The sequence below is a fragment of the Colwellia sp. SU-HH00943 genome (assembly GCF_057546125.1).
Genome location: NZ_BAAJLW010000002.1, coordinates 745,214 through 772,123 on the forward strand (window position 1 = coordinate 745,214; position 26,910 = coordinate 772,123).

General features: G+C 37.4%; 21 protein-coding genes, 1 tRNA gene and 2 pseudogenes. 17 read left to right on the top strand and 7 right to left on the bottom strand.

All coding sequences use genetic code 11. From position 1 onward, the window contains the following. Nucleotides 1–15: 15 nt before the first annotated feature. On the top strand, nt 16–1,905 hold the full coding sequence (locus tag AC27GZ_RS08425; protein WP_487094544.1) for a DUF885 domain-containing protein: 1,890 nt from the start codon (nt 16–18) through the stop codon (nt 1,903–1,905). Between the two features lie 136 nt (nt 1,906–2,041). Here the strand turns inward: AC27GZ_RS08425 and AC27GZ_RS08430 are convergent, their stop codons facing one another. The 7 genes from AC27GZ_RS08430 to AC27GZ_RS08460 form a co-directional block, all read right to left on the bottom strand. Continuing rightward, nucleotides 2,042–2,485, bottom strand: coding sequence for a hypothetical protein (locus AC27GZ_RS08430; protein ID WP_487094502.1), 444 nt, complete (start codon nt 2,483–2,485; stop codon nt 2,042–2,044). Between the two features lie 420 nt (nt 2,486–2,905). After that, the gene (gene rlmF / locus AC27GZ_RS08435) at nt 2,906–3,805 is read right to left on the bottom strand and encodes a 23S rRNA (adenine(1618)-N(6))-methyltransferase RlmF (RefSeq protein ID WP_487094503.1); all 900 of its coding nucleotides are present in this window, start codon (nt 3,803–3,805) and stop codon (nt 2,906–2,908) included. Then, nucleotides 3,805–4,281, bottom strand: a complete 477-nt coding sequence (locus AC27GZ_RS08440; RefSeq protein ID WP_487094504.1) for a DUF2947 domain-containing protein — start codon at nt 4,279–4,281, stop codon at nt 3,805–3,807. Before AC27GZ_RS08440 ends, rlmF begins: the two co-directional genes overlap by 1 nt. A gap of 182 nt (nt 4,282–4,463) precedes the next feature. After that, nucleotides 4,464–4,540, bottom strand: a tRNA-Val gene (locus AC27GZ_RS08445). A gap of 132 nt (nt 4,541–4,672) precedes the next feature. Then, a complete protein-coding gene (locus tag AC27GZ_RS08450) occupies nt 4,673–6,046 on the bottom strand; it encodes an MATE family efflux transporter (RefSeq protein ID WP_487094505.1) in 1,374 nt (457 codons plus the stop codon). 140 nt (nt 6,047–6,186) lie between these two features. Next, nucleotides 6,187–6,393, bottom strand: a complete 207-nt coding sequence (locus AC27GZ_RS08455; protein ID WP_487094506.1) for a CPXCG motif-containing cysteine-rich protein — start codon at nt 6,391–6,393, stop codon at nt 6,187–6,189. Nucleotides 6,394–6,483: 90 nt separating this feature from the next. Then, entirely contained in the window at nt 6,484–7,392 is a 909-nt protein-coding gene (locus AC27GZ_RS08460) for a fructosamine kinase family protein (protein ID WP_487094507.1), read from the bottom strand. Between the two features lie 159 nt (nt 7,393–7,551). On the opposite strand from AC27GZ_RS08460, the gene AC27GZ_RS08465 reads away from it, so the two are divergent. The 16 genes and pseudogenes from AC27GZ_RS08465 to AC27GZ_RS08540 form a co-directional block, all read left to right on the top strand. Continuing rightward, the gene (locus AC27GZ_RS08465; protein WP_487094508.1) at nt 7,552–9,207 is read left to right on the top strand and encodes an NAD(P)/FAD-dependent oxidoreductase; all 1,656 of its coding nucleotides are present in this window, start codon (nt 7,552–7,554) and stop codon (nt 9,205–9,207) included. A gap of 105 nt (nt 9,208–9,312) precedes the next feature. Further along, on the top strand, nt 9,313–11,223 hold the full coding sequence (gene thrS, locus AC27GZ_RS08470) for a threonine--tRNA ligase (protein ID WP_487094509.1): 1,911 nt from the start codon (nt 9,313–9,315) through the stop codon (nt 11,221–11,223). Nucleotides 11,224–11,454: 231 nt separating this feature from the next. Next, nucleotides 11,455–12,012 (top strand): translation initiation factor IF-3, encoded by a 558-nt coding sequence (gene infC, locus AC27GZ_RS08475; RefSeq protein WP_487094510.1) that lies wholly within the window; start codon nt 11,455–11,457, stop codon nt 12,010–12,012. A 216-nt stretch (nt 12,013–12,228) separates the two neighbouring features. Next, nucleotides 12,229–12,423 carry a 50S ribosomal protein L35 gene (gene rpmI, locus AC27GZ_RS08480; protein WP_487094511.1) on the top strand — a complete coding sequence of 65 codons (195 nt, stop codon included), beginning with the start codon at nt 12,229–12,231 and terminating at the stop codon, nt 12,421–12,423. A gap of 15 nt (nt 12,424–12,438) precedes the next feature. Next, nucleotides 12,439–12,798: a 50S ribosomal protein L20 gene (rplT, locus tag AC27GZ_RS08485; protein WP_118959002.1), complete on the top strand. Its 360-nt coding sequence runs from the start codon at nt 12,439–12,441 to the stop codon at nt 12,796–12,798. A 261-nt stretch (nt 12,799–13,059) separates the two neighbouring features. Next, nucleotides 13,060–14,163: a phosphoribosylaminoimidazolesuccinocarboxamide synthase gene (locus AC27GZ_RS08490; protein WP_487094512.1), complete on the top strand. Its 1,104-nt coding sequence runs from the start codon at nt 13,060–13,062 to the stop codon at nt 14,161–14,163. Between the two features lie 67 nt (nt 14,164–14,230). Further along, nucleotides 14,231–14,671 carry a DUF4826 family protein gene (locus AC27GZ_RS08495; RefSeq protein WP_487094513.1) on the top strand — a complete coding sequence of 147 codons (441 nt, stop codon included), beginning with the start codon at nt 14,231–14,233 and terminating at the stop codon, nt 14,669–14,671. Between the two features lie 412 nt (nt 14,672–15,083). Then, nucleotides 15,084–16,589 (top strand): annotated as a pseudogene (locus AC27GZ_RS08500) (serine/threonine protein kinase); the annotation flags it as partial. 249 nt (nt 16,590–16,838) lie between these two features. Next, a pseudogene (locus AC27GZ_RS08505) lies at nt 16,839–17,099 on the top strand (energy transducer TonB); the annotation flags it as partial. Between the two features lie 16 nt (nt 17,100–17,115). Continuing rightward, on the top strand, nt 17,116–19,248 hold the full coding sequence (gene bamJ, locus AC27GZ_RS08510; RefSeq protein ID WP_487094514.1) for a BamJ family beta-barrel-assembly machinery protein: 2,133 nt from the start codon (nt 17,116–17,118) through the stop codon (nt 19,246–19,248). Nucleotides 19,249–19,463: 215 nt separating this feature from the next. Next, entirely contained in the window at nt 19,464–22,085 is a 2,622-nt protein-coding gene (locus tag AC27GZ_RS08515) for an SUMF1/EgtB/PvdO family nonheme iron enzyme (RefSeq protein ID WP_487094515.1), read from the top strand. Further along, nucleotides 22,086–22,880 carry a PP2C family protein-serine/threonine phosphatase gene (locus AC27GZ_RS08520; protein ID WP_487094516.1) on the top strand — a complete coding sequence of 265 codons (795 nt, stop codon included), beginning with the start codon at nt 22,086–22,088 and terminating at the stop codon, nt 22,878–22,880. A gap of 10 nt (nt 22,881–22,890) precedes the next feature. Continuing rightward, nucleotides 22,891–24,300 (top strand): caspase family protein, encoded by a 1,410-nt coding sequence (locus tag AC27GZ_RS08525; RefSeq protein WP_487094517.1) that lies wholly within the window; start codon nt 22,891–22,893, stop codon nt 24,298–24,300. Nucleotides 24,301–24,308: 8 nt separating this feature from the next. Next, entirely contained in the window at nt 24,309–24,623 is a 315-nt protein-coding gene (locus AC27GZ_RS08530; RefSeq protein ID WP_487094518.1) for a hypothetical protein, read from the top strand. Between the two features lie 63 nt (nt 24,624–24,686). Next, nucleotides 24,687–26,672: an SUMF1/EgtB/PvdO family nonheme iron enzyme gene (locus tag AC27GZ_RS08535; RefSeq protein WP_487094519.1), complete on the top strand. Its 1,986-nt coding sequence runs from the start codon at nt 24,687–24,689 to the stop codon at nt 26,670–26,672. A 43-nt stretch (nt 26,673–26,715) separates the two neighbouring features. Continuing rightward, nucleotides 26,716–26,910 (top strand): hypothetical protein (locus tag AC27GZ_RS08540; RefSeq protein ID WP_487094520.1); only part of this gene is annotated, 195 nt, incomplete at its 3' end.

The following is a 26,910-nucleotide window of genomic DNA, read 5'->3' on the forward strand; positions in this document are numbered from 1 at the left end:
CAAGAGACAATAGTGATGAAACTAACCTTGATTAGCACGGCAGTTGTTGCTGCGCTTGCGTTAACAGCATGCAGTGAAAATAGCACTACAGATAGTGAACAAAAGCAAATTAAATCAACAAAAGAATCGAGCACAACAGTAGCATCAGATAGTCAATTAACTATTGATAGCCTTTACCAAGAAGCAAAACAGACTTTATTTAAGCATAGAGCGACCGATGCAACTATGTATGGTTTATCAAGTGAAGAAGTTGGTGTTGATTTTAGTCAACAATTGATAGATTTCAGTCCTGAGAGTGAAGCAACATTACGTAAAAATTTGACACAGATATCAAAACAAATATTAAATTATTCTCTGATTAATGCCACGAATACCGGTACTGACAACAAACAAGTAATGGCAGACATTAGTCAGTACTATGCTGGCCATGCAGACTTTACTATAGGTTATATTGATGGATGGATGGGATTGTCACCATTTATTGTCAACCAAATAAATGGGCCATTAATTGACGTTCCTCGCATCATGCAAAATGATCAACCTATAACTAATGAACAAGAGGCACTCGACTATATTGCTCGTTTAGGAAAATTTGATCAAATGTTGGCAAGCATTGAAGAAAAATTAACTTTTGACACAGCACAAAATTGGTTGCCACCTGTTAGTACAGTAAAAGGAGCCATTCATTATTTAAATGGCTTCACAAACGCTAAGCCAGAAGAGCATGTGTTTGTCGCGAATTTTAAAGAAAAAATAGCAAAAATTACCTCAATTTCAGCAGAGCAAAAACAAAAGCTAACAGATCAAGTTATTGAAAAAGTTGCAAGGGTTGTTTACCCCGCTTATAAGTCGATAACAAAACAAACTGAAACGTTACTCATTAAAGCGCGTCCTGAGGCAGGAATCTGGGCGCAACCTAATGGTGAAGCATACTACCAAGAAGCGATAAAACAACTGGGCGATAGTTCATTATCCGCAGATGAAATTCATCAGGTTGGTTTAGATGAAGTGAAGCGTATAAGTGATGAAATGCACACCATTTTGGTGAGTGAAGGTTATAAAGAAGGAGCTGTTGGTGCTCGCATGGTGGCCTTAAACGAGGAAGAGCGCTTTTTATATGAAGACTCAGACGCAGGAAGAGAAGAACTGTTAGCGGATCTAAACGGTTATATTGATGATATTACCGTAAAAATGGCGCCTGTTTTTCAAACCAAACCAAGCTATCAAGTAGAAGTTCGTTCATTTCCAGTTGAAATTCAAGACGGTGCTCCTGGTGGTCAATATAGTCCGCCATCAGTCGACGGCTCTAAACCGGGGATTTATTGGATAAACTTACGTGATATGAAAGCAAATCCAAAGTTTGGCTTAAAAACCTTAACTTATCATGAAGCTAACCCAGGTCATCATTGGCAAGTTGCACTGAATATGGATCAAGCTTCATTACCTTTTTTACGCCGTATAGCGCCTTACAATGCATTTGTTGAAGGATGGGCTTTATATTCCGAGCAAGTGGCTAAAGAACTTGGTATGTATGAAAATGATCCCTTTGGCGATTTAGGGCGCTTACAAGCTGAATTATTTAGAGCTGTTCGTTTAGTGGTAGATACAGGGATGCATCATAAACGTTGGACTCGCGAACAAGCTATTACTTATATGAGTGAAAAAACTGGCACAGCAGAATCAGATGTTGTGGCTGAAATTGAACGTTATATTACTTGGCCTGGACAAGCGTTAGGTTATAAATTAGGTATGCTGAAAATTTTATCTTTACGTGATCATGCACAAGCAACTTTAGGTGATAAGTTTGATTTAAGTGCTTTTCATGATGTTGTACTACTTGGTGGTGCCGTACCTATGGTAGTGCTAGAGCGAAATGTAAATCAGTGGATAGAAAGTCAACAATAATTAGTTAGTTATTTTTAGAACGCTTTTAGGCGCTCCTAATTTTTGATAAAAGCTACGTACAGTGAAATGTAAGTAGCTTTTTTGTGAGATGTTATCAGCTTAACTAACACCGTTTAACTGGTTTTCCTTAAAGTGATTAATGTAAAACACGCTTTTTCAATAACACACATTGTGTTTTTCCTTGGCTAGCTGAATCTTCTAACTGGCATATTTCTTCTTGTTTAAAATCAGTGTTAGATAAAATTACCGCTGAACAATTTCCTTTACACAGAACTGATTTTATATGTTCTAAATCTACTTTGATGTTCGAGCTAACGTTACTTTTGTAATTCACCATTAAGATTTTTGATACATCTACATCATGTGTTTTAGCAAGTTGTTCAATCGAGTTTTCTTCAGGGTTTATAAATAATACCCACTTCTTTTCTTGCTTATGTTGTTGGCAAATATGTGCATATTGACTTGAAAGTTCATTGTCATCATTGACATTGGTATGTTGTAACCAATGTAGATTTAATGGAGAAGGTGTTGATACTTTTCTGCTTACTTGATTGATATTATTAGTATTTGTGTTAAACATAATGTGTACCTTTAAGTCTGTTCTAGTCATTGTTTAGCTATAGTTTTTACTTATGAGCTAAGTGAAAATAGATATACTGTATAGATGTACAGTATATCTATTTTGTATGATATTCAAGCTTTATTTGAAATTTTTTTCTAATTTCCAGTACCATTGATTTCAAATGTCTTTATCGAAAATTTGGGCTGTTTTTGTTATTTAATTGATGAAAGTGGTGAAAACTATTTCAGCACATGAAGAAATGCTTTGATGAAAATAAAGATAAATACGTGGTAACAGTGCTGTGTTCAGCTTGTAAATTTAAATTACATTTTTGCTAAAGCACTTATGCACTTAACCACTAGTTAAAAAGATTACTGAAAGATAAGTAAGTGAGGTTGTTGAGTTAAGGTGATTTATATAAACCTTAGGTATTTTTAGTTAGTTTTTGTTGGCAAAACGCCAAGCAATAAATCGACTGTTTTTTTGACCTTGCGCCATTTTTATTATTTTTACTTCACCTGCTCCGGCTTTTTTTAGGGCAAGTTTTAATGGCGATATGTGATCTTTTTTTGAGACCAGACAGGTAAACCAAAGTACTTGTTTTTGATAGCGCTTGCTTTCTCGGATCATTTTTCTAATAAAAGAAAGCTCTCCTCCTTGACACCACAGCTCTGCTTTTTGACCGCCAAAGTTCAGGTTAGTCATTTTTGTTTTTTGACTTTTATTTAAGTTATTCCATTTACGGTTTGTACCTGAAGTCGCTTCAGCTAAAGACTTATGAAAAGGTGGGTTACATAGTGTTAAATGATAAAATTCATTAGGCTGAATAATGCCTTGAAAAAAATGCTCACTGTCTTTTTGTAAGCGGCATTCAATATGCTTGGTTAAACCTTTGTTGGCATTTATAGTCTTATTTGCATTGGTGATTGAAACAGGATCTATATCTGAAGCAACAAAGTGCCAATTATATTCACGAACGCCTAAAATAGGATAAACACAGCTAGCGCCTGTTCCAATATCTAGTACAGAAATTTTACCTTCAACATTATCTGCTTTTAATAAGTCATTAAGGTAATGAATATAATCAACACGACCGGGGATGGCCGGGCATAAATAACCTGCTGGAAAATCCCAATTATTTATTTGGTAGTGGGCTTTAAGTAAAGCGGTATTTAAGTTTTTAACAGCTTTACTATCAGCAAAGTCGATAGTATTTTGTTGATTATATTTGTTTTTAATAATAAAAGCCGACAAGTCAGGGTGAGCTTTTATTAGTGTAGCGAAGTTATAACCCTGACGATGTTTATTTTTCGGATGCAAGGCTGTTTTATTGCTCATTAGTTAGGCTTTTGACCAACAGTAAAATAGCCATTACTGGTAAATTGCACGGCTTGTTGGCGCTTTTTACCAATAAGAATCGAGCCGTCATCCATAAATAAAAAGTTTTTCCAGCAGCGTTTAAATATAGCCCAAGTTGTTTCAATAACATTGTCTCGGTTTGAGCAATAGTAAACCACAGTATTGTTATCCCAAGGAATATGGCTGCTAATCAGCTCAGGTAGGGCATCTTCATTACTGTCCCAAATACCTTCCCACTTTCCTTGCTCATGCCAGTTTTCCTTATCATTTGGCCAATCACCTTTTTTAAAAAAATCAGGATGATCCACTTGGCGGCTGATAAAGGTATCCCACAGCACATTAGCTCGATCTTTTGTCATAGGTTTAATCTTGACAAGATCAGCCTCAGAAATTGGAAGACTTTTGTGTTTGAAAATCCAAGCGTTTTTTAATTGCTCTACAGGGATATAACTCATTCAATGGCTCTGAAATTGAAAAAATATGGGTATAACTCGAAATTATACTTGGCTGAGTATAAATTAACAGTGAGAAAGTTTTATCAATTAAAATTAAGTGGTGAATCAAAGTGAAGTTTTACGACAGCAAATTTTATGACTTGTTGTTTTGTGACTAAGTTTTTGAATTTAAAATAATAAAGTGGTACGTCCGAGTGAATTTGAATCACCGACCTCATCCATGTCAAGGATGCGCTCTAACCAACTGAGCTACGGACGTATAGTAGAATTGATGCTGAATGACTTCAACGGGCGCTATGTTAGCCGCCAACTTAGGTGCTTGCAAGTGCTTTTAACTAAATCTATAGAAATTTAATTTGTTTGGCTATTTTTACAGCAAAAAAATTGCACTTTAGATTTCCATTTCGCTATTGATGCCTAGACGTTTTTGAACGACTTTTAAACGCCAAGCTAGGAGTATAGCTGCTACGGTTAAGCCGGTAATAAACCCTATCCAAAATCCATAGGGTCCCATTTCTGGCACTATCCAATCAGTAATTCCTAAAATCAGACCAACACTTAGCCCAACTACCCAGTAAGAAACGAAAGTAATATAAAGAATTGATTTAGTGTCTTTGTACCCTCGTAGGGCTCCAGCAGAAACCACTTGTACTGTATCTGAAAATTGATACAAGGTGGCGAGCAACATAATGTTTGCGGCGAGTTCTATTACAGGTAGTTCTGTCGTGTAAATGCTGACAATGGGTACTCTAAACACAACTGTTATCACTGCGGTAAATACTGCTAATAGTAATCCAAATAAAATGGCATGAAGGGTGTAATCTTTGGCTTTTTGATGATTGTTATCACCGATAGCATTACCTACTTTGATCGTGGTTGCCATGGCTAAACTTAAGGGGATCATAAATATTAGGCCACTAAAATTTAGCGCTATTTGATGACTTGCTACGGTTTCTGCGCCAAAGGGAACCAAAATGATTGCTACCACAGCAAATAAACTAACTTCGAATAATAACGATAAAGCAATAGGAATACCCAAAGTTAGAATGTTTTTTATTTTGTGCCAGTCAGGCCAATAAAATTTTTCAAACAGTGGCGCTTGTTTTAAAATTTTAGAGCTAAAAGCATAAATAAGCATGCCAACAAACATTGCCCAGTAAACTATAGCCGTAGCCACGCCACAGCCTGCACCACCGAGTGCTGGCGCGCCAAATTCACCGTAAATAAAGATGTAGTTAGCGGGAATATTCACCAATAATCCAATGATACTTATGATCATTGTTGGTTTGGTATAAGACAAACCTTCTGAGTAATTTCTTAATACTAAATACAGACAGAAGCCAGGTGCTCCCCATACGATGTATTGTAAATAATCAAAAATTAATGGCTTTAGATTGCCTTCTAATTCAACGATAGGGGAAATCAGTGGTGCAAGTAAGAAATACAAGCCAATGAGGGATATGCCTAGCAGTAGGGCAATCCACGCACTTTGATAAGTTTCTTCGCTAATATCGTTAAACTTTTTAGCGCCGGCAAGTTGAGAAACAATTACCGCGAGCGCCATTATTAAACCGTATACGGTTAAAATTAGTGGTAACCAAATACTATTTGCTACGGCAACGGCAGCCATGTCGGTAGCACTAACGCGACCGGCCATAACAATATCAACGAAGCCCATTAAGTTTTGGATTAATTGCGCAATTAATATCGGGTAGGCTAGTTTTATTAAACTTTTGGTATGAGATAAGAAAGGGGAAAAGTTCATTATTGTATTCTTGAAAAAGGCTATAGGGGAAAGAGCCTGTAAAGAAAATTATATCAATGGCGCTTAATTAATTACGACCATCATATTGAAGAAGTGTGCAGCAATCAAGCGTTTGCTCTTTAAGTAACACTTAGGTTTGATTAAAATATTTGTTCGTCGTCACTGTCAATAGCTAGCTGAATTTTTTGGCGATATTCGTCAATATGAAGCTTATAATGAATTTCTCTACAACAAGCTGGGCACTCATCGTAAAAGTCTTGATCACCGCAAGAGGAATCGATAGTAATACGAGAATGATGGCCACAATGGGGACATTCAATTCGTTCTTCGCTAATATCTTTAGTCATAGCGTGCACCATTAATAATATACTCTATTTGAGTATGGCAATTTTGTTTAAAACTGCCAGTTATTACGACGACTTTTTCTAAAACTTTGATTAGTGAACAGATCTAGCCATTATTTGTGATAACGCTGCCTTTGCTTGATCTATATATATACCACCAAAAATATTGGCATGATTGAGAATGTGGTAAAAGTTATAAACCAGTTTTCTTTTTTCATACCCCTCATTAAGCGGGTATTCAGCTTGGTAGCCATGATAGAAATCAATGGGAAATTGGCCAAATAATTCAGTCATGGCAATATCAACTTCTCGGTCGCCGTAATAGCATGCAGGATCAAAAACCATACCTTGTTCGAAAGTAAAGCCAGTGTTGCCTTGCCATAAATCGCCGTGCACTAAACTTGGGGTAACATAATGATGTAATAAAGCGTCATGACAAACTTGCGCAATATGATCAATACTGCCCAATATAATTGATTTTTCACTCAATAATTGTAATTGCCAAGCAATACGCTGTTCAGAGAAAAATGTTGTCCAGTTACTGCTCCAGTTATTCGGTTGAATGGTGTTACCAATAAAGTTGTCATGTTGCCAGCCAAATTGACCATGAGAGGTTTCTCTATGCATTTGAGCAAGCTGTTGACCCAGTTGATACCAAAGTACAGGTTTTGCTTTACTAAAGTTGATGTAATCAAGCACTAAAAAGCTTTTATCTAAACTAATACCAATGGTAGTTACATCAGGGCAAGCAATATTTGTAAGTGATTTTAATTGTTGTAATGAGTAGGCCTCAGCTTGAAAATTAATTAAATTCTCTTTGCTGTTAAGCTTAACGAAAAAGCTTCGTTGACCGTCAGAAAGCTTGTATGACAAATTAAGCGGTTGTGAACTCGTGTCCATTGGCGCATTATTACATACTCCCTCAGACAAAGATGTTTTTTCTTTGATGGCAAAGGGGGTACCTATTTCTTCACTAATAGCGTGTTCTATAAGGTGCCACATAGTTTTACTCAACGTAAATTGATATTTTAACTAAGTATAGCCAGTTTTAATAATTTCACCTTTCTTGTGCATAAATACAAACTCTTGTTTCAACTCAGGTTAACTATCAGGTAAAATAGCTTTTTATCTTTTTCTCCATTTCTATTTGGGTTTCCACACATGCTACGTTTAACAGAAATTAAATTACCTTTAGATCATCAAGCTGATGCTATAGAGCAAGCCATATTGCAAAAGCTAGCGATTACAAAGGATGAGTTAATTGATTTCACCGTATTTAAACGTGGCTATGATGCGCGAAAGAAAACCAATATTCTGCTCATATACACCTTAGATGTTAATACCACTAAAGAAGCCTTATTACTTGATAAGTTTAGTAAAGATCCACATGTGAAAATAACGCCTGATATGGAGTATAAATTTGTCGCGCAAGCCCCTGAAAAATTACAAGAGCGTCCAGTTGTTATTGGTATGGGGCCTTGTGGATTATTTGTTGGCTTAGTATTAGCGCAAATGGGCTTTAAACCTATTATTTTAGAGCGTGGTAAAGAAGTTAAAAAGCGCACGAAAGACACGTTTGGATTTTGGCGTAAAAAAATTCTTAATACTGAATCAAACGTGCAATTTGGTGAGGGTGGAGCAGGTACGTTTTCTGACGGTAAACTTTATAGCCAAGTAAAAGATCCAAAACATTATAGCCGCAAAGTCCTTAATGAATTTGTTGAAGCTGGTGCTCCTGAAGAGATCTTATATATTAGTAAGCCGCATATTGGTACTTTCAGATTAATAATGATGGTTGAAAGTATGCGTGCCAAAATTTTTGAACTAGGTGGAGAAGTGCGCTTTGAGCAAAAAGTTGAACAAATTCACTTTGATAATGACGAGTCCGTTACTTTTGAAGAAGACAAACTTGCCGACTATACCGCTAAGCAAGTAACAGGCTTAACGCTGGCTAGTGGAGAGCATATTAAAACCAATCATATTGCACTAGCAATTGGTCATAGCGCACGAGATACTTTTAAAATGCTTCATGATGAAGGGGTTTATATTAAAGCCAAACCTTTTTCAGTTGGTTTTAGAATTGAGCATGAGCAGTCGGTAATTGATGATGCGCGATTCGGTGAATTTGCTGGTAATAAGATTTTAGGAGCGGCTGATTATAAACTAGTACACCATGCCAGTAATGGTCGTAGTGTCTATAGTTTCTGTATGTGCCCAGGTGGTACTGTGGTAGCCGCAGCATCAGAGGAAGGAAGATTAGTCACTAATGGTATGAGTCAATATTCTCGTAAAGAACATAATGCTAATAGTGCCATTGTGGTGGGCATAGAGCCTAGTGACTTTAACAGTGATGATGTGTTGGCAGGCGTTGAATTTCAACGTCGTCTAGAAGAGCAAGCTTTTCACTTAGGCGGTGATAATTATGATGCGCCAGTTCAGTTGGTAGGTGACTTTTTAGCTGGCAGAAAAACTGGCGAGCATGGAAGTGTTACCCCATCTTATAAGCCGGGTGTTACATACTGTGATTTAAGTGACGCGTTACCTGAATATGCCATTACGGCCATTAGAGAAGCATTACCCGCTTTTGATCGAAAAATAAAAGGCTTTTCTATGGATGAAGCCACACTAACTGCCGTTGAAACGCGAACATCTTCTCCAATTCAAATTACACGTGATAAGCAAACAATGCAGAGCCTAAATGCAAAAGGTTTATTTCCAGCAGGTGAAGGGGCCGGTTATGCCGGCGGTATTTTATCAGCAGGAATAGACGGTATTAAAATAGCCGAAGCTATTGCCTTATCTATGATAAATAAATAGTTAAATAGCTTGTTTATCATAGCTAACACTTTTACAATTCACGCTTTGTAAAAATAGACTTCAAGCGACGCCTAGTATGTGCCGCCACTGACCAAGGAAAATTTCATGCCTGTAATAACGCTCCCTGATGGTTCAACTCGTTCTTTTGACTCTGCCGTATCTGTAATGGATGTCGCCGCAGATATTGGCCCCGGTTTAGCGAAAGCAACCATTGCTGGCCGTATCAATGGTGATTTAGTTGATGCCTGTGAACTGATTGAAACTGACGCTACGCTGCAATTAATCACCAGTAAAGATGAAGAAGGCTTAGAAATCATTCGCCACTCTTGCGCTCATTTATTAGGTCACGCAATCAAACAACTTTGGCCTGATACTAAAATGGCTATTGGTCCTACGATTGACAATGGCTTTTATTATGATGTTGATTTAGAACATACCATTACCGAAGATGATTTAGCCAAACTTGAAAAGCGCATGACAGAATTAGCGCGCACCAATTATCAAGTGGTTAAAAAAGTAGGCTCTTGGCAAGTTGCACGAGACACCTTTGCAGAGCGTGGAGAATCATACAAAATTGAAATATTAGATGAAAATATTTCAAAAGATGACACACCTGCGTTATATCATCATGAAGAATACATTGATATGTGTCGTGGCCCACATGTACCGAGCATGCGTCATTGTCATCATTTCAAATTAATGAAGCTTGCAGGCGCTTATTGGCGTGGTGATAGCGATAATAAAATGTTGCAGCGTGTTTACGGCACTGCATGGGCAGATAAAAAGCAACTTAAAGCTTATATTCAACGCCTTGCTGAAGCTGAAAAACGCGATCACCGTAAAATCGGCAAAACATTAGATTTATTCCATTGGCAAGAAGAAGCGCCGGGTATGGTGTTTTGGCACAATGATGGCTGGACTATTTATACTGAATTAGAAAAGTTTGTTCGTGAAAAATTACACGAATATGACTATGACGAAGTGAAGGGTCCATTAATGATGGATCGCAGCCTTTGGGAAAAATCAGGCCACTGGGATAAATACAGTGATGCTATGTTCACCACAGAGTCTGAAAAACGTGAATATGCCATTAAACCAATGAACTGCCCAGGCCATGTGCAAATTTTCAATCAAGGTTTAAAATCATACCGCGACTTGCCACTTCGTATGGCTGAGTTTGGTTGTTGTCACCGTAATGAACCTTCAGGTGCGCTTCACGGCTTAATGCGTGTGCGTGGTTTTACTCAAGATGATGCTCATATTTTCTGTATGGAAGAGCAGGTTCAGAGCGAAGTAAGCAAATGTATTAAAATGGTTTACGATGTTTATCGCACTTTTGGTTTTGAAGATATCATTGTAAAACTGTCTACACGCCCAGAAAAGCGTATCGGTAGCGATGAAATGTGGGATAAAGCGGAAAACGGTTTAGCCCAAGCGATGAAAGATTTAGATATTGAATTTGAATATCTTCCGGGTGAAGGGGCATTTTACGGCCCTAAAATTGAATTTACTTTACAAGATTGCTTAGGTCGTAACTGGCAATGTGGTACCGTTCAGTTAGATTTTGCGTTACCTGAACGTTTAGGTGCTACATATGTTGGTGAAGATAATGAACGTTATACACCGGTTATGATTCATCGTGCGATTTTAGGATCGTTAGAGCGTTTTATTGGTATTTTAATCGAAGAGTACACAGGTAAATTCCCAACGTGGTTATCGCCAATTCAAGCAACAATTATGAATATTACCGATAAACAAGGGGAATATTGTGAAAAAGTTGTTAAAAAACTAAAAGAAAACGGCTTTAGAGCAAAACTAGACTTGAGAAATGAGAAAATAGGCTTTAAAATCCGCGAGCATACTTTAAAGAGAGTTCCTTACCTTTTAGTTGTCGGTGACAAAGAAATGGAAGCAGGTGAAATTGCTGTTCGAACTCGAAGTGGTGAAGATTTAGGAAAAATGTCTGTTGATGACTTTATCGCAAAACTGAGCGAAGAAGTTAAAACAAGAAAATAGACATAGCACAATTTAATACTTTTAAATGGTATACTTTGTTACTTTAAGAAAGAAAATAACAAGATAAATATACCCTTTTGTAACTTAGCTAGCCGATAGTTAGTGTTATTTCTAGGCGGAGGCGCGGAGTTGACGAATGTCAATGAGCACCGACAACAACGAAATAATGTTAACTAGCAAATAGATAAGTTTACAAAAAACTAAAACAAAAAAGGTTTCTGTAGGAGGAACATGGCTATTAAAGGTGGACAACGAGGCGGGCAAAAAGAGCCAGCACATCGTTTAAATGAGTTAATTACTGGTATTCCAGACAATCAAGTACGATTAATTAAATTTGATGGAGAAGCTGGTGGTATTGTTTCTTTAAATGAAGCATTTGACCAAGCTGATGAAGCCGGTGTTGATCTTGTTGAAATCAGCCCAACTGCCAAACCTCCCGTTTGTCGTGTTATGGATTACGGCAAGTTTCTTTATGAGAAATCTAAAGAGCAAAAAGAGCAACGTAAAAAGCAGAAACAAATACAGGTTAAGGAAATTAAATTCCGACCTGGAACAGATGAAGGCGATTATCAGGTTAAATTACGTAACCTGAAGCGCTTTTTAGAAGGCGGCGACAAGGTCAAGGTAACATTACGTTTCCGTGGCCGTGAGATGGCCCACCAAGAACTTGGTTTAGAGCTACTAACTCGTGTTAAAAACGACTTAGAAGAGCTAACTGTAGTTGAGTTTTTCCCTCGTAGAGCGGAAGGACGTCAAATGGTGATGGTCTTAGCCCCTAAAAATAGATAATCTTTGGTTTGAAAAGTAATTAAACTTTTCTTTTATAAGTAAAAGTTTAATTCACCAATTTTATCTTTACGCTGGTAGTACAGGCCTACAAGTAAATGCCTAAACTTATAAAGTTGAAGCATTTCGCCCTCGCTACTTAATATTTGGCATATACCTACTATGTTCATTATTAAAAATGTTCATCGTTAAAGGTATAAATTTATATGAGTTATTATCATGCCTAAAATGAAAACCAATAAAGGTGCTGCAAAGCGCTTTAAAAAAACAGCTTCTGGCTATAAGTTCAAACAAGCTGGCTTACGTCATATCTTGACTAAACGCCGTACTAAAGTTAAGCGTCACTTACGTGCTAAGCACATGATTGCTGCTTCTGATATTGCATCAGTTAAAAAACTTTTACGTCACGGTTAATAGGAGAGATAAAAAATGGCAAGAGTAAAACGTGGTGTACAAGCTCGTGCACGTCATAAAAAGGTTCTAAAGCAAGCTAAAGGTTACTACGGTGCTCGTAGTCGCGTTTATCGCGTTGCTTTCCAAGCTGTAACTAAAGCTGGCCAATACGCTTACCGTGACCGTCGTCAACGTAAACGTCAATTCCGTCAACTTTGGATTGCTCGTATTAACGCGGCAGCTCGTCAAAATGGTTTATCTTACAGCCGTTTCATTAATGGTCTTAAAAAGGCTTCTATTGAAATCGATCGTAAGATCCTAGCTGACATCGCAGTATACGATAAAGCAGCATTCACATTCTTAGTAGAAAAAGCGCAAGCTTCTTTAGCTGCTTAAGAATTGAATACAGAATTGAGAAAGGACGCCTAGTGCGTCCTTTTCTTTTTTAATGATTCTTACTTGTCTTTTAGCCTACTTTCAGCGTTTTAAAGTACTCACTAATAGTCATTAGCTCCGTGCTTTAACCTTGAAGTTGAACTAAAATCCATCGTAATAATACATAAAAAATGTTTTTTGTATTATATAGAATATGATTTTTTGGGTGCAAAATAATATTCTATATAAATAAATTTAACTATTGATAATTATGGTTTAAATATGAACTTAGCAGATAAAGTACTCGCCGTTAATAATGATCTTCCTATTCGTACTAATGCGCCAGTGCACAGTGGTAAAGTTCGCTCTGTCTATTGGTTAACTGAAACTGACAGTAAGCGTTTAATAAATGAGAAAGGTTACGATGTGCCGAGTGATACATCATTAGCTATTATGGTGATCAGTGATCGAATTTCTGCTTTTGACTGTATTTGGCAGGGAGAAGGTGGTATGAAAGGCGTACCAGGTAAAGGCGCCGCACTAAATGCCATTTCAAACCATTGGTTCAAACTTTTCAAAGAGCAAGGTTTAGCTGATAGTCATATTCTTGATATTCCTCATCCTTTTGTATGGATAGTACAAAAAGCCCAGCCAGTGATGATTGAAGCGATTTGTCGTCAATATATCACAGGCTCTATGTGGCGCAGTTATGAAAAAGGTGAGCGAGAGTTTTGTGGTATTAAACTCCCTGAAGGCTTAGCAAAAGATTCTAAATTATCAGAGCTATTACAAACCCCTTCAACTAAAGGTATTTTAGAAGGTATTCCGGGAGTCCCTGCAGTTGATGATGTCAATATTACCCGTAAAAATATCGAAGACAATTTTGAAGCTTTTAATTTTAAATCGCGTGATGATATCACCTTGTATGAAAAGCTGCTTACAGAAGGTTTTGATGTTATTTCTGAAGCATTAAGTAAACTAGACCAAATATTTGTAGATACTAAATTTGAATTTGGTTATGTCAAAGATACGCAAGGAAATGATAAGTTAATTTATATGGATGAAGTTGGAACTCCTGACTCTTCACGTATTTGGGACGGTGAACAATATCGTCAAGGCAGTGTTGTTGAAAACTCAAAAGAGAGTTTCCGTCAACTTCTCCTTAAGCATTTTCCTGATGCTGATATTTTATTGAATAAAGACCGTATGAATGAGCGTGAAGCGTTAGCCCGAGATAACGAATTACCCCTATCAGTATTAATGGATGTTTCTAAAACTTATACCAGTATTGCTGAGAAAATTACTGGTGAAACTATTGTTTTAAGCGATAATCCAAAGGCTGAGATTATTGATATTCTACGTGAGCAATATCAATTAATTGATTAAGAAATCGGTAATTATGTCCAACTCAGGCTAAATAGCTAAGCCAAAATAAAAGACAAAAGAGGTTATTATGTCACAAGAAAAAGTGTCACAAGAAAAAATGTCGCAAGTAGAAATGACACAAGAGCAGCAACAGCAATGGGTTAGAGACCAGTATCAAGAGGCTACTAAATACCTAGCTAAACAAGGCCTTGTCACTGAGAGTGTTGTTGTTGAAGAGAGTAGATATTTAATTCCATTTATGTCGGTTTGGAAATTAAAGGTACTAGATGGTAGCTATTTTTGGGTTATTTGTGGTGACTTGCCCAGTGATCACAACACAATTGATGTAGCACCTGATGCACGTGAAGCCGTTCGTCACTTTTCTCTAAAATGGCAAATGCAAGCAGAAAACTTGTTATCAACGGGCGATAAGGAACAAGCAGAATTCGCTAAATTATTGATTGGTAGAGCGGAAGGATTATATGACTTTTATCAACAAGATGAATTATGGAATATTAATAACGCTTAAATAAGTTAAGTATCTTTGCGTCTCCTCTTAGCTATCAAGAATAGGGGAGACAGCTACAATTGCTATTAACCAAATCACTTTTAAACCCTTTTTAGTTTGAGCTTATACTATCAATGATTATTGATAATTAGCGTTCAGTTTTTTCATCTCTTTATTTTCTATTTGTAACAATCTTTTTATAACGAAACAAAGTTATTTAACAGTAACAATAACTTTTCTATATTTATCTCCTACTAAGTGACATTCGAGATAAAGTACATTTAATAATAGTTTTTCAATAAGTTACTTATATATCAAAAATTATTGAAATGTTTAACACTATAGCTATTAATTAAATAAAAATATAAACTAGTTATTTACATTTTATAACAATTTTCTTTCGTTTTTATGAAATTATATCAAGGGGATACAAATGCAGGAGCTTGATTACTCTCTGGCAGTAGGTAGTGTTATTGGTGATTATCGTATCATTGATATCTTGGGAGTTGGCGGCTTTGGTATTACCTATAAAGCACAAGACATTCGTATGGAACGATTTGTTGCCTTGAAAGAATTTTTGCCGCAAGAGCTGGCCGGTCGTGGCAATGATGCGAGTTCTGTTATTCCAAAAACCAATTGTGCTGAAGATTATCAATATGGCTTGAAAAAGTTTCTTGATGAAGCCAGAACCCTCGCTAAGTTTAATCATCCCAATATTGTTCGCGCATATACATTTATCGAAGAAAATAGCACAGCCTATCTTGTAATGGAGTACGTTGAAGGTGAAGCGCTTGACGAGCACCTGAAAAAAATTCACTTCAACGGCAATATGGCAGAAAGCCGTATACGAGAAATTATTGAGCCAGTGTTAAAAGGTTTAGTGCAAGTGCATAAAGCAGGCTTACTACATCGAGATATAAAGCCTGGCAATATTTATCTTCAAAGCTCAACTGATGCATCACATGAGCATGGTAATAACCCTATGCTTATTGATTTTGGTGCCGCGCGACAAAGTGTTGGAGAAAAGTCAAAATCTATCAGCGCTATTATCAGTCAAGGTTATGCGCCACCAGAGCAATATACTACTCGAGGTAAGCAAGGCCCTTATACAGATATCTATGCAATTGGGGCGGTAATGTACTATTTAGTCACAGGTATTAAACCGGTAGAAAGTACGGATCGCCAACATGATATTATGGATGAACAGCCTGATCCATTAACCCCGATAGAAGCCGATAGAGGCTATAGTGAGGCACTCATAAATGCCATCACTAAAGCAATGGTATTGCGCATCAGTAACCGTGTTCAAACGGTAGCTGAATTACAAAGTATCCTTAGTGGTAAGTCTGATATCCCCGTTGCGACGACTGAAATGCCTCAAAATACAAATAATGATGCGACAAGGAAAATATCTCGAACGACTAGTGAGCAAACGGCTCATAAAACGGCAGTTGAATCTTCTCGTCAGGTTGAAGCCCCAATTAAAAAGAATAATGCTAAATGGATCATACTATTGCTTTTGTTCTTTGCACTTGTCGGTGGAACTTTCTATGGGTACCAGCAGTATCAACTTGATCTTGTAGAAAAAGCAAAACAAGCTGAACAGCAACGGATGCTTGCAGAACAAGATTTAAAGGCATGGAATCAAGCCAGCTCTGATGATTCTGAAAATGCTTATCAAGCATACCTTGACGCTTGGCCTAAAGGAAATTTTACGGCTAAAGCAAATCAAGCGCTAAGCAGTATAATCGCAGCCAAAAAACAAGCGGTAGAAGATAAAGCAAAGATTGAAAAAGAACTAATCATTAAACAAGCTCAAAACTTATTACAACAACTGACTTATACAGTTCCTTCAAACGGTATACTTGATAAACGTACTGTAAATGCGATTGAGGCTTTTGAACAATCGCAAGGTATTGTCGTAACAGGGCAAGTTGATGATGTGCTCATTACAACTTTAAAAGAAGCACTCATAAAGCATGAAGCTAAATTAGCAGAACAAGCCTTAGCGGATAAACGTAAAAAAGAAGCTGATGCACAAGCGCTGAAATTAGCACAAGAAGCAGAAGCCAAACGTTTACGAGATGCTGAAATAGAAAGACAGCGTAAAGCGGATGAAGCTTTAGCTTTAAAACGCAAAGCCGAAGAGGAAGCTGCTATACGTGAAGCGCAAAAGCTAGCACCGGTTCCTATCATTCGTATTGAGCCAAAATACCCTGCTATTGCAGCAAGAGACGGTATTGAAGGTTGGGTTGAATTATCTTATGACGTTAATGAGCTTGGCGGTGTTGAAAAAGTTAAAGTGATTGATGCAATGCCGGCAAGAATTTTTGATAGAGAGGCTAGAAAAGCCTTAATGAAATGGAAATTTAAACCGAAAATTGAAAATGGCCAAGCAGTTATGCAAACTGGTTTAACAACAAGACTGACTTTTAGCTTAGGTTACTAATAAGAAAAGGGACAAGATGAACGAAGTCAATTACCAATTACCATCAGGCACTGAAATTGCTGAGTTTCGCATCATCGAAGTATTAGGTGAGGGCGGTTTTGGCATTACATATAAAGCAGAAGATACACGATTACATCGTACTGTCGCTATCAAAGAGTTTTTACCGGTTGAGCTGGCTGCACGTGGTAGTGATAGTAAAACCGTTATGCCACGTACTAATGTAGCTGATGACTACCAATATGGACTCAATAAATTTTTAGATGAAGCACGTACCCTTGCCAGTTTTAATCATTCCAATATAGTAAAGATCCATACTTTTTTAGAAGCCAATGGTACCGCTTATTTGGTGATGGAGTATGTTGAAGGTGAAGCACTTGATGAGCATCTGAAAAAAATTCACTTTTCTGGAGCTATGGCCGAAAGCCGCATCCGCGAAATTATTGAGCCAACACTCAATGGTTTAGCTGAAGTTCATAAAGCCGGTTTACTTCACCGAGATATCAAACCTGGAAACATTTACTTAAAATCTGATGGCGAGCCTATGCTCATAGACTTTGGTGCAGCGCGACAAAGTGTTGGTGAAAAGTCAAAATCCATCAGTGCTATTATCAGCCAAGGCTATGCTCCACCAGAGCAATACACTACGCGCGGAAAACAAGGCCCCTATACAGATGTTTATGGCATTTGTGCGGTTATGTATTATTTGGTAACAGGGGAGAAACCAGTAGAAAGTACTGATCGTCAACATCAAATTATGGATGATGAAGAAGACCCATTAACACCACTTTCACCGTCAGAAAAATACAGTGAAGCTTTGATTTCTACCATCACTCAAGGCTTGTTATTGAAACCCAAAGAACGGCTTCAAAATGTTACTGCTATGCAGGCTTTATTAATGAGTAGTGCCCAGAAGGCAAAAACAGAAGAAGTTAAAGAAGAAATAGACTTTGATGCGACTAAAAAAATAGAACGCTCGCCAGCTAAAGCGAAAGTTGCGAGTAACAAAAATCAATCTGATGAACAAACAACGGCTACTGCTGTAAATTCGAGTGGCGGTTCAAAAGGCACCAAACTAATTGCTGGTGTTGTTGTAATCGCAGCCATCGCATTTGCTGTATTTACATTCTTACCTAAAGAGCCAGTGAACAAAAATCACAAAGCTAACGCAACAGGCACAACTAAAAAACCTACGAGTACAGAAATCACTAAAACTACCAACACAGAAAGTAAAACAATTGAAAAAACGTCTACATATAAACCGAATATTCAACTAGATACTGAAGTGAGTAAACAGTCGTATAGTTTAGGGGCAAGTATAGGCGATTACTTATTAAAAGAATTTGATAAAAACAAAGAGCTTGGCTTCTTTTTTGATAAAGCCACTATGATATCAGGCGTACAGAATACAATAAGTAATACAGAGACGTTAACAAAAGAGCAAGTGAAAACCTTACTTGAAGAATACGAGCGTATTAAAACTAATCAACAAAGTGCTTCTGCTTTATCACAGGACATAAGTAAATATTCTTATGCTATTGGTGTAAATGTTGGTCATTATTTAAAAACAAATATCGATAAATATAAAGGGTTAAATCTCGATATAGATGAATCGTTAATTCTTCGTGGAATAACTGATGGCGTAACAAACTCACGTTTACTTACCTTAACGCAAGTAAAAGAAAACATAGCTGGCTTTGATGAAAAAATGAAAACAGCTCAAGCAGAGCAAGAATCAACACAAGCACAGCAAGCCTTAAAAGAAGGGGAAGACTTCCTTACTAGAAATGCTAAAGAACCAGGTGTCAACGTTACTGCTTCAGGTTTGCAATACTCAGTCTTACGAGCGGGAACAGGGAAAAAACCAGGCGAAACTGACACTGTTGAAGTTCATTATAAAGGAACGCTGATAAATGGTGAGGTATTTGATAGTTCATATGATAGAGATCAAAAAGCTTCTTTCCCATTAAACCGTGTTATTCAAGGTTGGACTGAAGGATTACAGCTTATGCCTTCTGGTGCTAAATATCGCTTTTATATTCCACCACATCTTGCTTACGGTGAAAAAGGTGCAGGGAGTAAGATACCAGGAAATGCAACGTTAATTTTTGACGTTGAGTTGTTTAGTGTTACGCCTAGCAAAAAAGATTAATCATAAAACAAGCTCAAAACTTGTTACAACAACTGACTGATACAGCTTCTCCAAACATTTACGAGATGCTGAAATAGATTTTGATAGTGTAGCTATAAAAACCTTAATGAAATGGAAATTTAAACCGAAAATTGAAAATGGCCAAGCGGTTATGCAAACGGGTTTAACAACAAAACTGACTTTTAGCTTAGGTTACTAATAAGAAAAGAGGCAAGATGAACGAAGTCAATTACCAATTACCATCAGGCACTGAAATTGCCGAGTTTCGCGTCATCGAAGTATTAGGTGAGGGCGGTTTTGGCATTACATATAAAGCAGAAGATACACGATTACATCGTACTGTTGCTATCAAAGAGTTTTTACCGGTTGAACTCGCTGCACGTGGTAATGATAGTAAAACCGTTATGCCACGTACTAATGTCGCTGATGACTACCAATATGGACTCAATAAATTTTTAGATGAAGCACGCACCCTTGCCAGTTTTAACCATGCCAATATTGTTAAAATTCATACGTTTTTAGAAGAAAATGGTACCGCTTATTTAGTGATGGAGTATGTCGAGGGTGAAGCACTCGATGAGCACCTGAAAAAAATTCACTTTTCTGGATCTATGGCAGAAAGCCGCATTCGTGAAATTATTGAACCTGTGCTTCATGGTTTAGCCGAAGTGCACAAAGCAGGGCTACTCCATAGAGATATAAAACCAGGTAATATTTACTTAAAAGATGTTGCTGGCGATAAATGCGAACCCATGCTTATCGATTTTGGTGCAGCTCGTCAAAGCGTTGGCGAAAAGTCTAAATCTATCAGCGCTATTATCAGCCAAGGCTACGCCCCCCCAGAGCAATATACTACCCGAGGTAAACAAGGACCTTATACTGATATTTATGCTATCGGCGCAGTGATGTACTACCTTGTAACTGGGGTGAAACCAGTAGAAAGTACTGACAGGCAACATGATTTAATGGATGAGCAACCAGATCCGTTAACGCCTATTGAAAAAGGCCGTGGCTATAGTGAAGAGCTTATTGAAGCGATAACCAAAGCGATGATCTTACGTGTTAGTAACCGAGTACAGAATATAAGTGAATTACAAAGTATCCTTTCTGGCACTAGCAAAAGTTCTGCAATAATTAATACATCTTCTCAATCTTCGGCTAATAATGATGCCACACGCAAAATTACTACCACCCGCACCCCAGACCAAAAAGCAGTTGAAACCAGTATCCCTGTGTCAAAAAGTGCTGAAGTCAATAATAACCAGCCTAGCAATAAAAAATGGTTAGTGTTTTTACTCATACTTTTATCAGCTGGGGCTGCAAGTTTTTATGGCTATCAACAATACCAGCAGAAACTGATAGCAGAAGAAAAAAATGTGCAGCAACAAAGATTTTTGATGCAACAAGATAAAAAATCATGGGACCTAGCTAAATCAGAAGATACCGAGCAAAGCTATCAAGCTTATTTAGCAAAACGCCCAACAGGTAACTATGTACAACTAGCAAATCAGGCACTTGAAGATAAATTAGCAGAAAAAGAGCAAATCCAGCGTGTTAAAGCTGAGCAAGATAAAGTTTCTCTTATTAAAAATGCTCAAAAACTGTTACAACAACTCGACTATAAAGTCTCAAACCACGGTGAATTAGATATCAGAACGGTAACAGCAATCGAGTCTTTTGAACAAGCACAAGGCATGGTAGTTACAGGACAGGTAGATGATATTTTATTAACTTCTCTGAGAAATGCTATTAAAGAGCAAGGTAGAAATAAAGCTAAAGCTTTAGCTGATAAATTGGCTCAAGAAAAAGTTGCTGAGAAAGAACGACTTTTAAAAATTGAAGCGAGTAAGGTACCATTAACTGTCACTGTTTCACCAGTGGATGCTGTTATTAACATCTTAAATATAAATAAGCCATACCAACAAGATATGCTTTTAATACCTCAGGTGTACCAGATTGAAATAACTCATCATAACTATGTCACTCAACGCCATGAAATTACACTAAGTAATAGTAATAATAATTTTGATTTTGAATTAGAAAGTTTATTACCTCTACCTATCAATGAACTAATAAATAGTATGAAAACTATTCCCGCTGGAAGTTTTGAAATGGGGTGTAATGTAGCTGGATCATGTAATAATAACGAATTGCCTAAACATAGGGTTGATTTAAGTACATTTAAAATCATGAAGACTGAGGTGACAAAAGCTCAATATGAAATTTTCGAAAAAGAATCTGGATACCAAACAGCAGGTTGTTTTTATTTAGATGTATCAAATAGGAAGAATATACATTGGCGCGAACATTCCACTAAAACTTGGAAAGCCCCAGGTTTTGAACAAGCAAGTAATGAACCTGTGCTTTGTGTAAGCTGGGATGATACTCAGGCATTTATTAGCTGGTTAAATAAGAAAACAGGTAAAGTTTTTAAATTACCAACTGAAGCACAATGGGAGTATGCAGCTAGAGCTGGGACTAATTCTAAATTTAGTTGGGGCAATGATATAGGTAGCAATAATGCTAATTGTAATGGTTGTGGGAGCCAATGGGATGGGAAGAAAACCGCACCTGTAGCAAGTTTTGCATCAAATAACTTTGGCTTGTTTGATATGTTAGGTAATGTTTATGAATGGACTCAAGATTGCGAAAATAAGAGTTATCATGGTGCTCCGGTCGATGGAAGTGCATGGCTGACTGGCGATTGCACATATCGCAGGATTAAAGGAGGTGCTTGGTATATTCCAGGAGATAGTATTGCAGTTTATAGTCGTGGACAGTTATTAAAACAACAGAGAAATACATTTATTGGCTTTAGATTAGTGCAGGAGTTATAAATGCTAAATAAACTTTTATCATTATTTTCATTACATTCAATTCCAGAGCAATCTTTACTTTGCCAACACACCACTATAGGTGATAGAAAATGCAATGAAGACGCCCATGGAGAACTTGCTCTCAATAATGCGCATAATACCGGTGTTTTTCTCATTGTGTGTGACGGTATGGGAGGACATGTAGCTGGCGATTTAACTTCACAAGCACTTGTTGACTGTTTTATCGAGAATGTTTCATCTTTAAAAGAAACAATGTCAGGGACAATTTTTAAAAATGTCTATGAGCGAGCTGTGCTACAAATGCAGCAATCTATCAAAGAAAACCATGGTGAAGTTGACGGCCATACTACCTTATCTTGTGTTTGGATAGATGAAGCACAAGTACTAACACTTCATGTTGGTGATTCACGGGTTTATCAAATTAATGCCAAGGAAGTTAAGTGGCGTACACGTGACCATTCTGTGGTACAAATGTTACTAGATGAAGGTGAGATTACCGAAGAAGAAATGGGCACTCATCCTGATCAAAATAAATTGTTTAAAAGTATTAGTGTATTAGACGAAAAGCTTGATAAACCAAGTATAAAACAATATCCAGCATTACAAGCAGGTGAAACTATATTGGTTTGTAGTGATGGCTTTTGGGAGTATCAGACACAACAAGAATTAATTAAGCTTGCCAATCATTTATCACAAAATCAGCTTGAAAAAAGTTGTGCACTTAGTCAGCGACGGGCCCGTGGCAAAAGTGATAATATTACCGTGCAAATGTACAAAAAAGGACTAGAGGAATAATAAGCCGTTCATGAAGAATATAATAAAAACCAATATACTCTATACTGTTTTCACCTTGTTAATGCTTATCACAACACAAGCTGCGGTTTATGCTTTTGAAGAAAAAGTTGACGAAGAAAGTGAGTTTCCTAACCCTGACATTGCTAAATTTGCTTTTATTATGGGTAATCAAAATTACCACGACGATAATTTAGATTTAAGTAATCCTGTCAACGATGCCAATGCAATTGATGAAAAGCTAAAATTATTAGGTTTTGAAACTATTATATTGCGAGATGCGTTTAAACGACATTTTGATGTGCGTTTTAAAGAGTTTATAAAAAAAGTACGCCAAGCTAAGCGCCAAGATAAGAAAGTGGTTACCTTATTTTTCTATGCAGGTCACGGAATTCAATATGACACGATAAACTATCTTGTACCTGTCGAAACCAAGCTCATGCAGTTAAACCGTGAAATTACCGGTAATGATATCAAACAAGATTTTATTTCACTGAAACAAGTTACTAACCGTTTAGCTACCTTAGAGAGTTTAACGAATATTGTCATTTTAGATGCGTGTCGAGATCTACCCATTGCTGAATTGGCCGGTAGAACTGGTGGTTGGGCTGATGTTGTTGAAAAGGACTTTTTCGTTGCATTTGGGACAGGACCCGGTGCAAAGGCATTAGATGGTGAAGCGGTTGAAAATGGCAATGGTTTATATACTGCAGCCATACTTGAGCACATAGACACCAAAGGCTTAAACCTATCGCAACTATTTCAAAAAGTACGTAAAGACGTTATTAAAGCCAGCCAAGGGGCACAAATCCCTCAAGAATCAAGCCGTGCAACCAATGACTTTCATTTCATCCCTGGAAAACGTATTAGCTATTTATGGCAGTTGATTCTTATTGCCGTTATTGTGTTAGGTGGTAGTGTTTGGTTTATTTTCTATCATAAAAAACAAAAGGTTGCTTGGGTAACAGGTATCGATTTAACTTCACATATTATGCAAGATAAGCCTGAAGTTGAAGAAATGGTCAGTCGCTCTCGACTACAAAAAAATATTACCGGCTATGTAAAAGATTTAAAACGCAAAAAAATTATCTGCTTAATGTACGACAAACCTTTAACTATAGGCCGAGATCCTAGTTGTAATATACACCTGCCCGATGAGGAGAAGTACGTTAGCCGTTTTCATTGTGATATTGGCTGGGACAGTGAAGCCCAGCAGTTTTGGTTACAAGAGCCTGCCGACAGACCATCAGCCAATGGCACATACTCGGGCGCTGTCGCTGAAAAAGGCGAAGGTGAAGAAGATAAAATTGGTAAATTAATCGCAGGTGAGCGTCACTTTATTGAGCCGGGTGAAGTGTTTTATCTTGCTGATCCAAATGAAAAAGGTTGGCCAATAACTATTATTAAACATAAAAGCAATTAACCTCGTTAGTGGATAAATTTTACTTTACAGCACCTTCAGACTCTGCGCCTAGAGCCATAAGGGCTCAGTTATCTGAATTGACTAATATCGCTTTACAGGTAAAGCAGGGTGAATGTGCAGAAGATAAACTTATTGCTTGTCTAAGTACTTTAGCTAATTCAGCTTACTTTCAAGAAAAAGCTGATTTTATTTTAGCGCTTGATGTGAGTCTATATAGTGCCTGTGATTACTGGCAAGAATTATGGCGCTATCATGAGTGCTGGCCTATTATTTCCCAGTTTTTACGAGAAAATTTTATGAAAGGAAGCTCAAATGGTGACTGAGTTCAAGCAAATAAAAATAAAAATAAAAATAAAAATAAAAATAAAAATAGTCAAGGTAAAAGAATGCAAGAACTAGATTACTCATTACCCTCAGGTACACAAATTGCTGAATTTCGCATTATTGAAATTTTAGGTGTGGGTGGTTTTGGTATTACTTATAAAGCACGAGATACCCGTTTAGATCGTTTAGTGGCGATAAAAGAATTTCTTCCCGTTGAACTCGCTGCCCGCGGTAACGATAGCAAGACGGTAATGCCGCGCACTAATGTTGCTGATGATTATCAATACGGGCTAACTAAATTTCTTGAGGAAGCGAAGACTTTAGCTAAATTCAATCACCCTAATATTGTTAAAGTTCTAAACTTTATTGAAGAAAATGGTACTGCTTATTTGGTGATGGAATACGTTGAAGGTGAAGCACTAGACGAACATTTAAAAAAAATACACTTTAATGGCAATATGGCTGAAAGCCGTATTCGCGAGATTATCGAGCCACTATTAAAAGGCTTAGTGCAAGTCCACAAAGCAGGGCTTCTTCACAGAGATATAAAGCCGGGCAACATTTACCTGCAAAGCTCAAATGATATGGGCGATGACGAGTACGGTAATCAACCTATGCTGATTGATTTTGGCGCTGCACGGCAAAGTGTCGGTGAAAAATCTAAATCTATCAGCGCTATCATAAGCCAAGGTTACGCGCCACCAGAGCAATATACTTCACGCGGTAAACAAGGACCTTTTACTGATATCTATGCTATTGGCGCAGTGATGTATTATCTAGTGACAGGTAAAAAACCTGTCGAAAGTACAGATAGGCAACACGATATTATGGGCGGTGAACCAGATCCATTAACACCGGTTGTTAGCAATAGTTATAGCGATGCGCTTAAAGGAGCTATTAGTCAAGCTCTAATCTTAGTTGCTAAACATCGTTGCCAGAGTGTTACCGCCTTACAGCAGATTTTAAAGGAAAAAAATAAAGCTGATCCTGAACCTATTGTTGAAACAGCTGAAGTTGTTGATAACGATGCGACGGTTAAAATTGCGCCTTCAAATAAAATACCTGAAACACCGCCAAAGCCGGTAGAAAAAAAAGTAAGTAAACCAAAAACCAAACCAGTAAACGTAAAGCAGGAAAAACTAAAACCGGCTCCAGTAAAGAAAGACTCTGTAAATTTAAAAACGGCAAGTAATGTAACTGAACAAAGTTTAATTTCAAAAAGAAATAGAATTATTTTAAGTTCACTGCTAATTGCCTCTCTCAGCTCAGTGGGTTATTTTTGGCAACAAGAAAGTGAAGAAGAACAGGCTTTACCACCTGTTATTACTAACTTAGTGAAGAATATGAAATTGCTTCCTGCGGGGCAGTTTCAAATGGGCTGCCAAGATGGAGACTATTGTAATAGTGACGAATTGCCGGTACATAACGTTAAATTGAAATCTTTCTATATGATGCAAACAGAAGTTACTTTTGCCATGTGGGATGCCTGTGTAGCTGATGGCGGGTGTAAACACCGACCAGCTGATAAAGGCTGGGGGCGAGGGCAGAGACCAGTAATCAATGTTAGCTATAATAAAATCACCTCAGAGTTTTTACCCTGGTTGAATAAAATTACTAACTCAAAAGGAATAAGGTTATTTAAATTGCCAAGTGAAGCACAATGGGAGTATGCAGCAAGAGCTGGTACCAGTTCTATGTTTAGTTGGGGAAATACTATAGAGTGTAAAAATGCTCATGATGGCTTTTACTCTAATGAGTGTGCTCAATTAAAATCTACTGAGCCGGTGGGTACATTAAGTCCAAACAGTTTTGGTTTGTTCGATATGCATGGCAATGTATGGGAGTGGACCGAAGATTGCTGGCGTGATAATTATAATAAAGCACCTATTGATGGTAGGGCATGGAAGTTATCAACTTGTAAAAATCATGTGTTAAGAGGTGGCGCTTGGGATAATGATTCAATTGATATTCGTGCAGCAATTCGAAATTCTCTACCCTCAAATAATAGCGGTATCAATGTAGGTTTTCGTTTAGTGCGAGGCTATTAGTGATAGTTTTTTTGTTAAGTGATTAATATAAAAAGGATGTAAAGTGCAAGAATTGGATTTATCACTCGCTATAGGTAGCGAAGTCGGTGATTATCGCATTGTTGGCGTTTTGGGCGCAGGTGGTTTCGGTATCACTTATAAAGCACAAGATACCCGTTTAGATCGTTTAGTGGCGATTAAAGAATTCCTACCCGTTGAACTTGCTGCTCGCAGTAATGATAGCAAGACGGTAATGCCA

Bases quoted from the DNA above. Each gene is read 5' to 3' on its own strand.
- AC27GZ_RS08425 (WP_487094544.1), top strand. From the start codon at position 16: ATGAAACTAACCTTGATTAGCACGGCAGTTGTTGCTGCGCTTGCGTTA.
- AC27GZ_RS08430 (WP_487094502.1), bottom strand. From the start codon at position 2,485: ATGTTTAACACAAATACTAATAATATCAATCAAGTAAGCAGAAAAGTA.
- rlmF (WP_487094503.1), bottom strand. From the start codon at position 3,805: ATGAGCAATAAAACAGCCTTGCATCCGAAAAATAAACATCGTCAGGGT.
- AC27GZ_RS08440 (WP_487094504.1), bottom strand. From the start codon at position 4,281: ATGAGTTATATCCCTGTAGAGCAATTAAAAAACGCTTGGATTTTCAAA.
- AC27GZ_RS08450 (WP_487094505.1), bottom strand. From the start codon at position 6,046: ATGAACTTTTCCCCTTTCTTATCTCATACCAAAAGTTTAATAAAACTA.
- AC27GZ_RS08455 (WP_487094506.1), bottom strand. From the start codon at position 6,393: ATGACTAAAGATATTAGCGAAGAACGAATTGAATGTCCCCATTGTGGC.
- AC27GZ_RS08460 (WP_487094507.1), bottom strand. From the start codon at position 7,392: ATGTGGCACCTTATAGAACACGCTATTAGTGAAGAAATAGGTACCCCC.
- AC27GZ_RS08465 (WP_487094508.1), top strand. From the start codon at position 7,552: ATGCTACGTTTAACAGAAATTAAATTACCTTTAGATCATCAAGCTGAT.
- thrS (WP_487094509.1), top strand. From the start codon at position 9,313: ATGCCTGTAATAACGCTCCCTGATGGTTCAACTCGTTCTTTTGACTCT.
- infC (WP_487094510.1), top strand. From the start codon at position 11,455: ATGGCTATTAAAGGTGGACAACGAGGCGGGCAAAAAGAGCCAGCACAT.
- rpmI (WP_487094511.1), top strand. From the start codon at position 12,229: ATGCCTAAAATGAAAACCAATAAAGGTGCTGCAAAGCGCTTTAAAAAA.
- rplT (WP_118959002.1), top strand. From the start codon at position 12,439: ATGGCAAGAGTAAAACGTGGTGTACAAGCTCGTGCACGTCATAAAAAG.
- AC27GZ_RS08490 (WP_487094512.1), top strand. From the start codon at position 13,060: ATGAACTTAGCAGATAAAGTACTCGCCGTTAATAATGATCTTCCTATT.
- AC27GZ_RS08495 (WP_487094513.1), top strand. From the start codon at position 14,231: ATGTCACAAGAAAAAGTGTCACAAGAAAAAATGTCGCAAGTAGAAATG.
- bamJ (WP_487094514.1), top strand. From the start codon at position 17,116: ATGAACGAAGTCAATTACCAATTACCATCAGGCACTGAAATTGCTGAG.
- AC27GZ_RS08515 (WP_487094515.1), top strand. From the start codon at position 19,464: ATGAACGAAGTCAATTACCAATTACCATCAGGCACTGAAATTGCCGAG.
- AC27GZ_RS08520 (WP_487094516.1), top strand. From the start codon at position 22,086: ATGCTAAATAAACTTTTATCATTATTTTCATTACATTCAATTCCAGAG.
- AC27GZ_RS08525 (WP_487094517.1), top strand. From the start codon at position 22,891: ATGAAGAATATAATAAAAACCAATATACTCTATACTGTTTTCACCTTG.
- AC27GZ_RS08535 (WP_487094519.1), top strand. From the start codon at position 24,687: ATGCAAGAACTAGATTACTCATTACCCTCAGGTACACAAATTGCTGAA.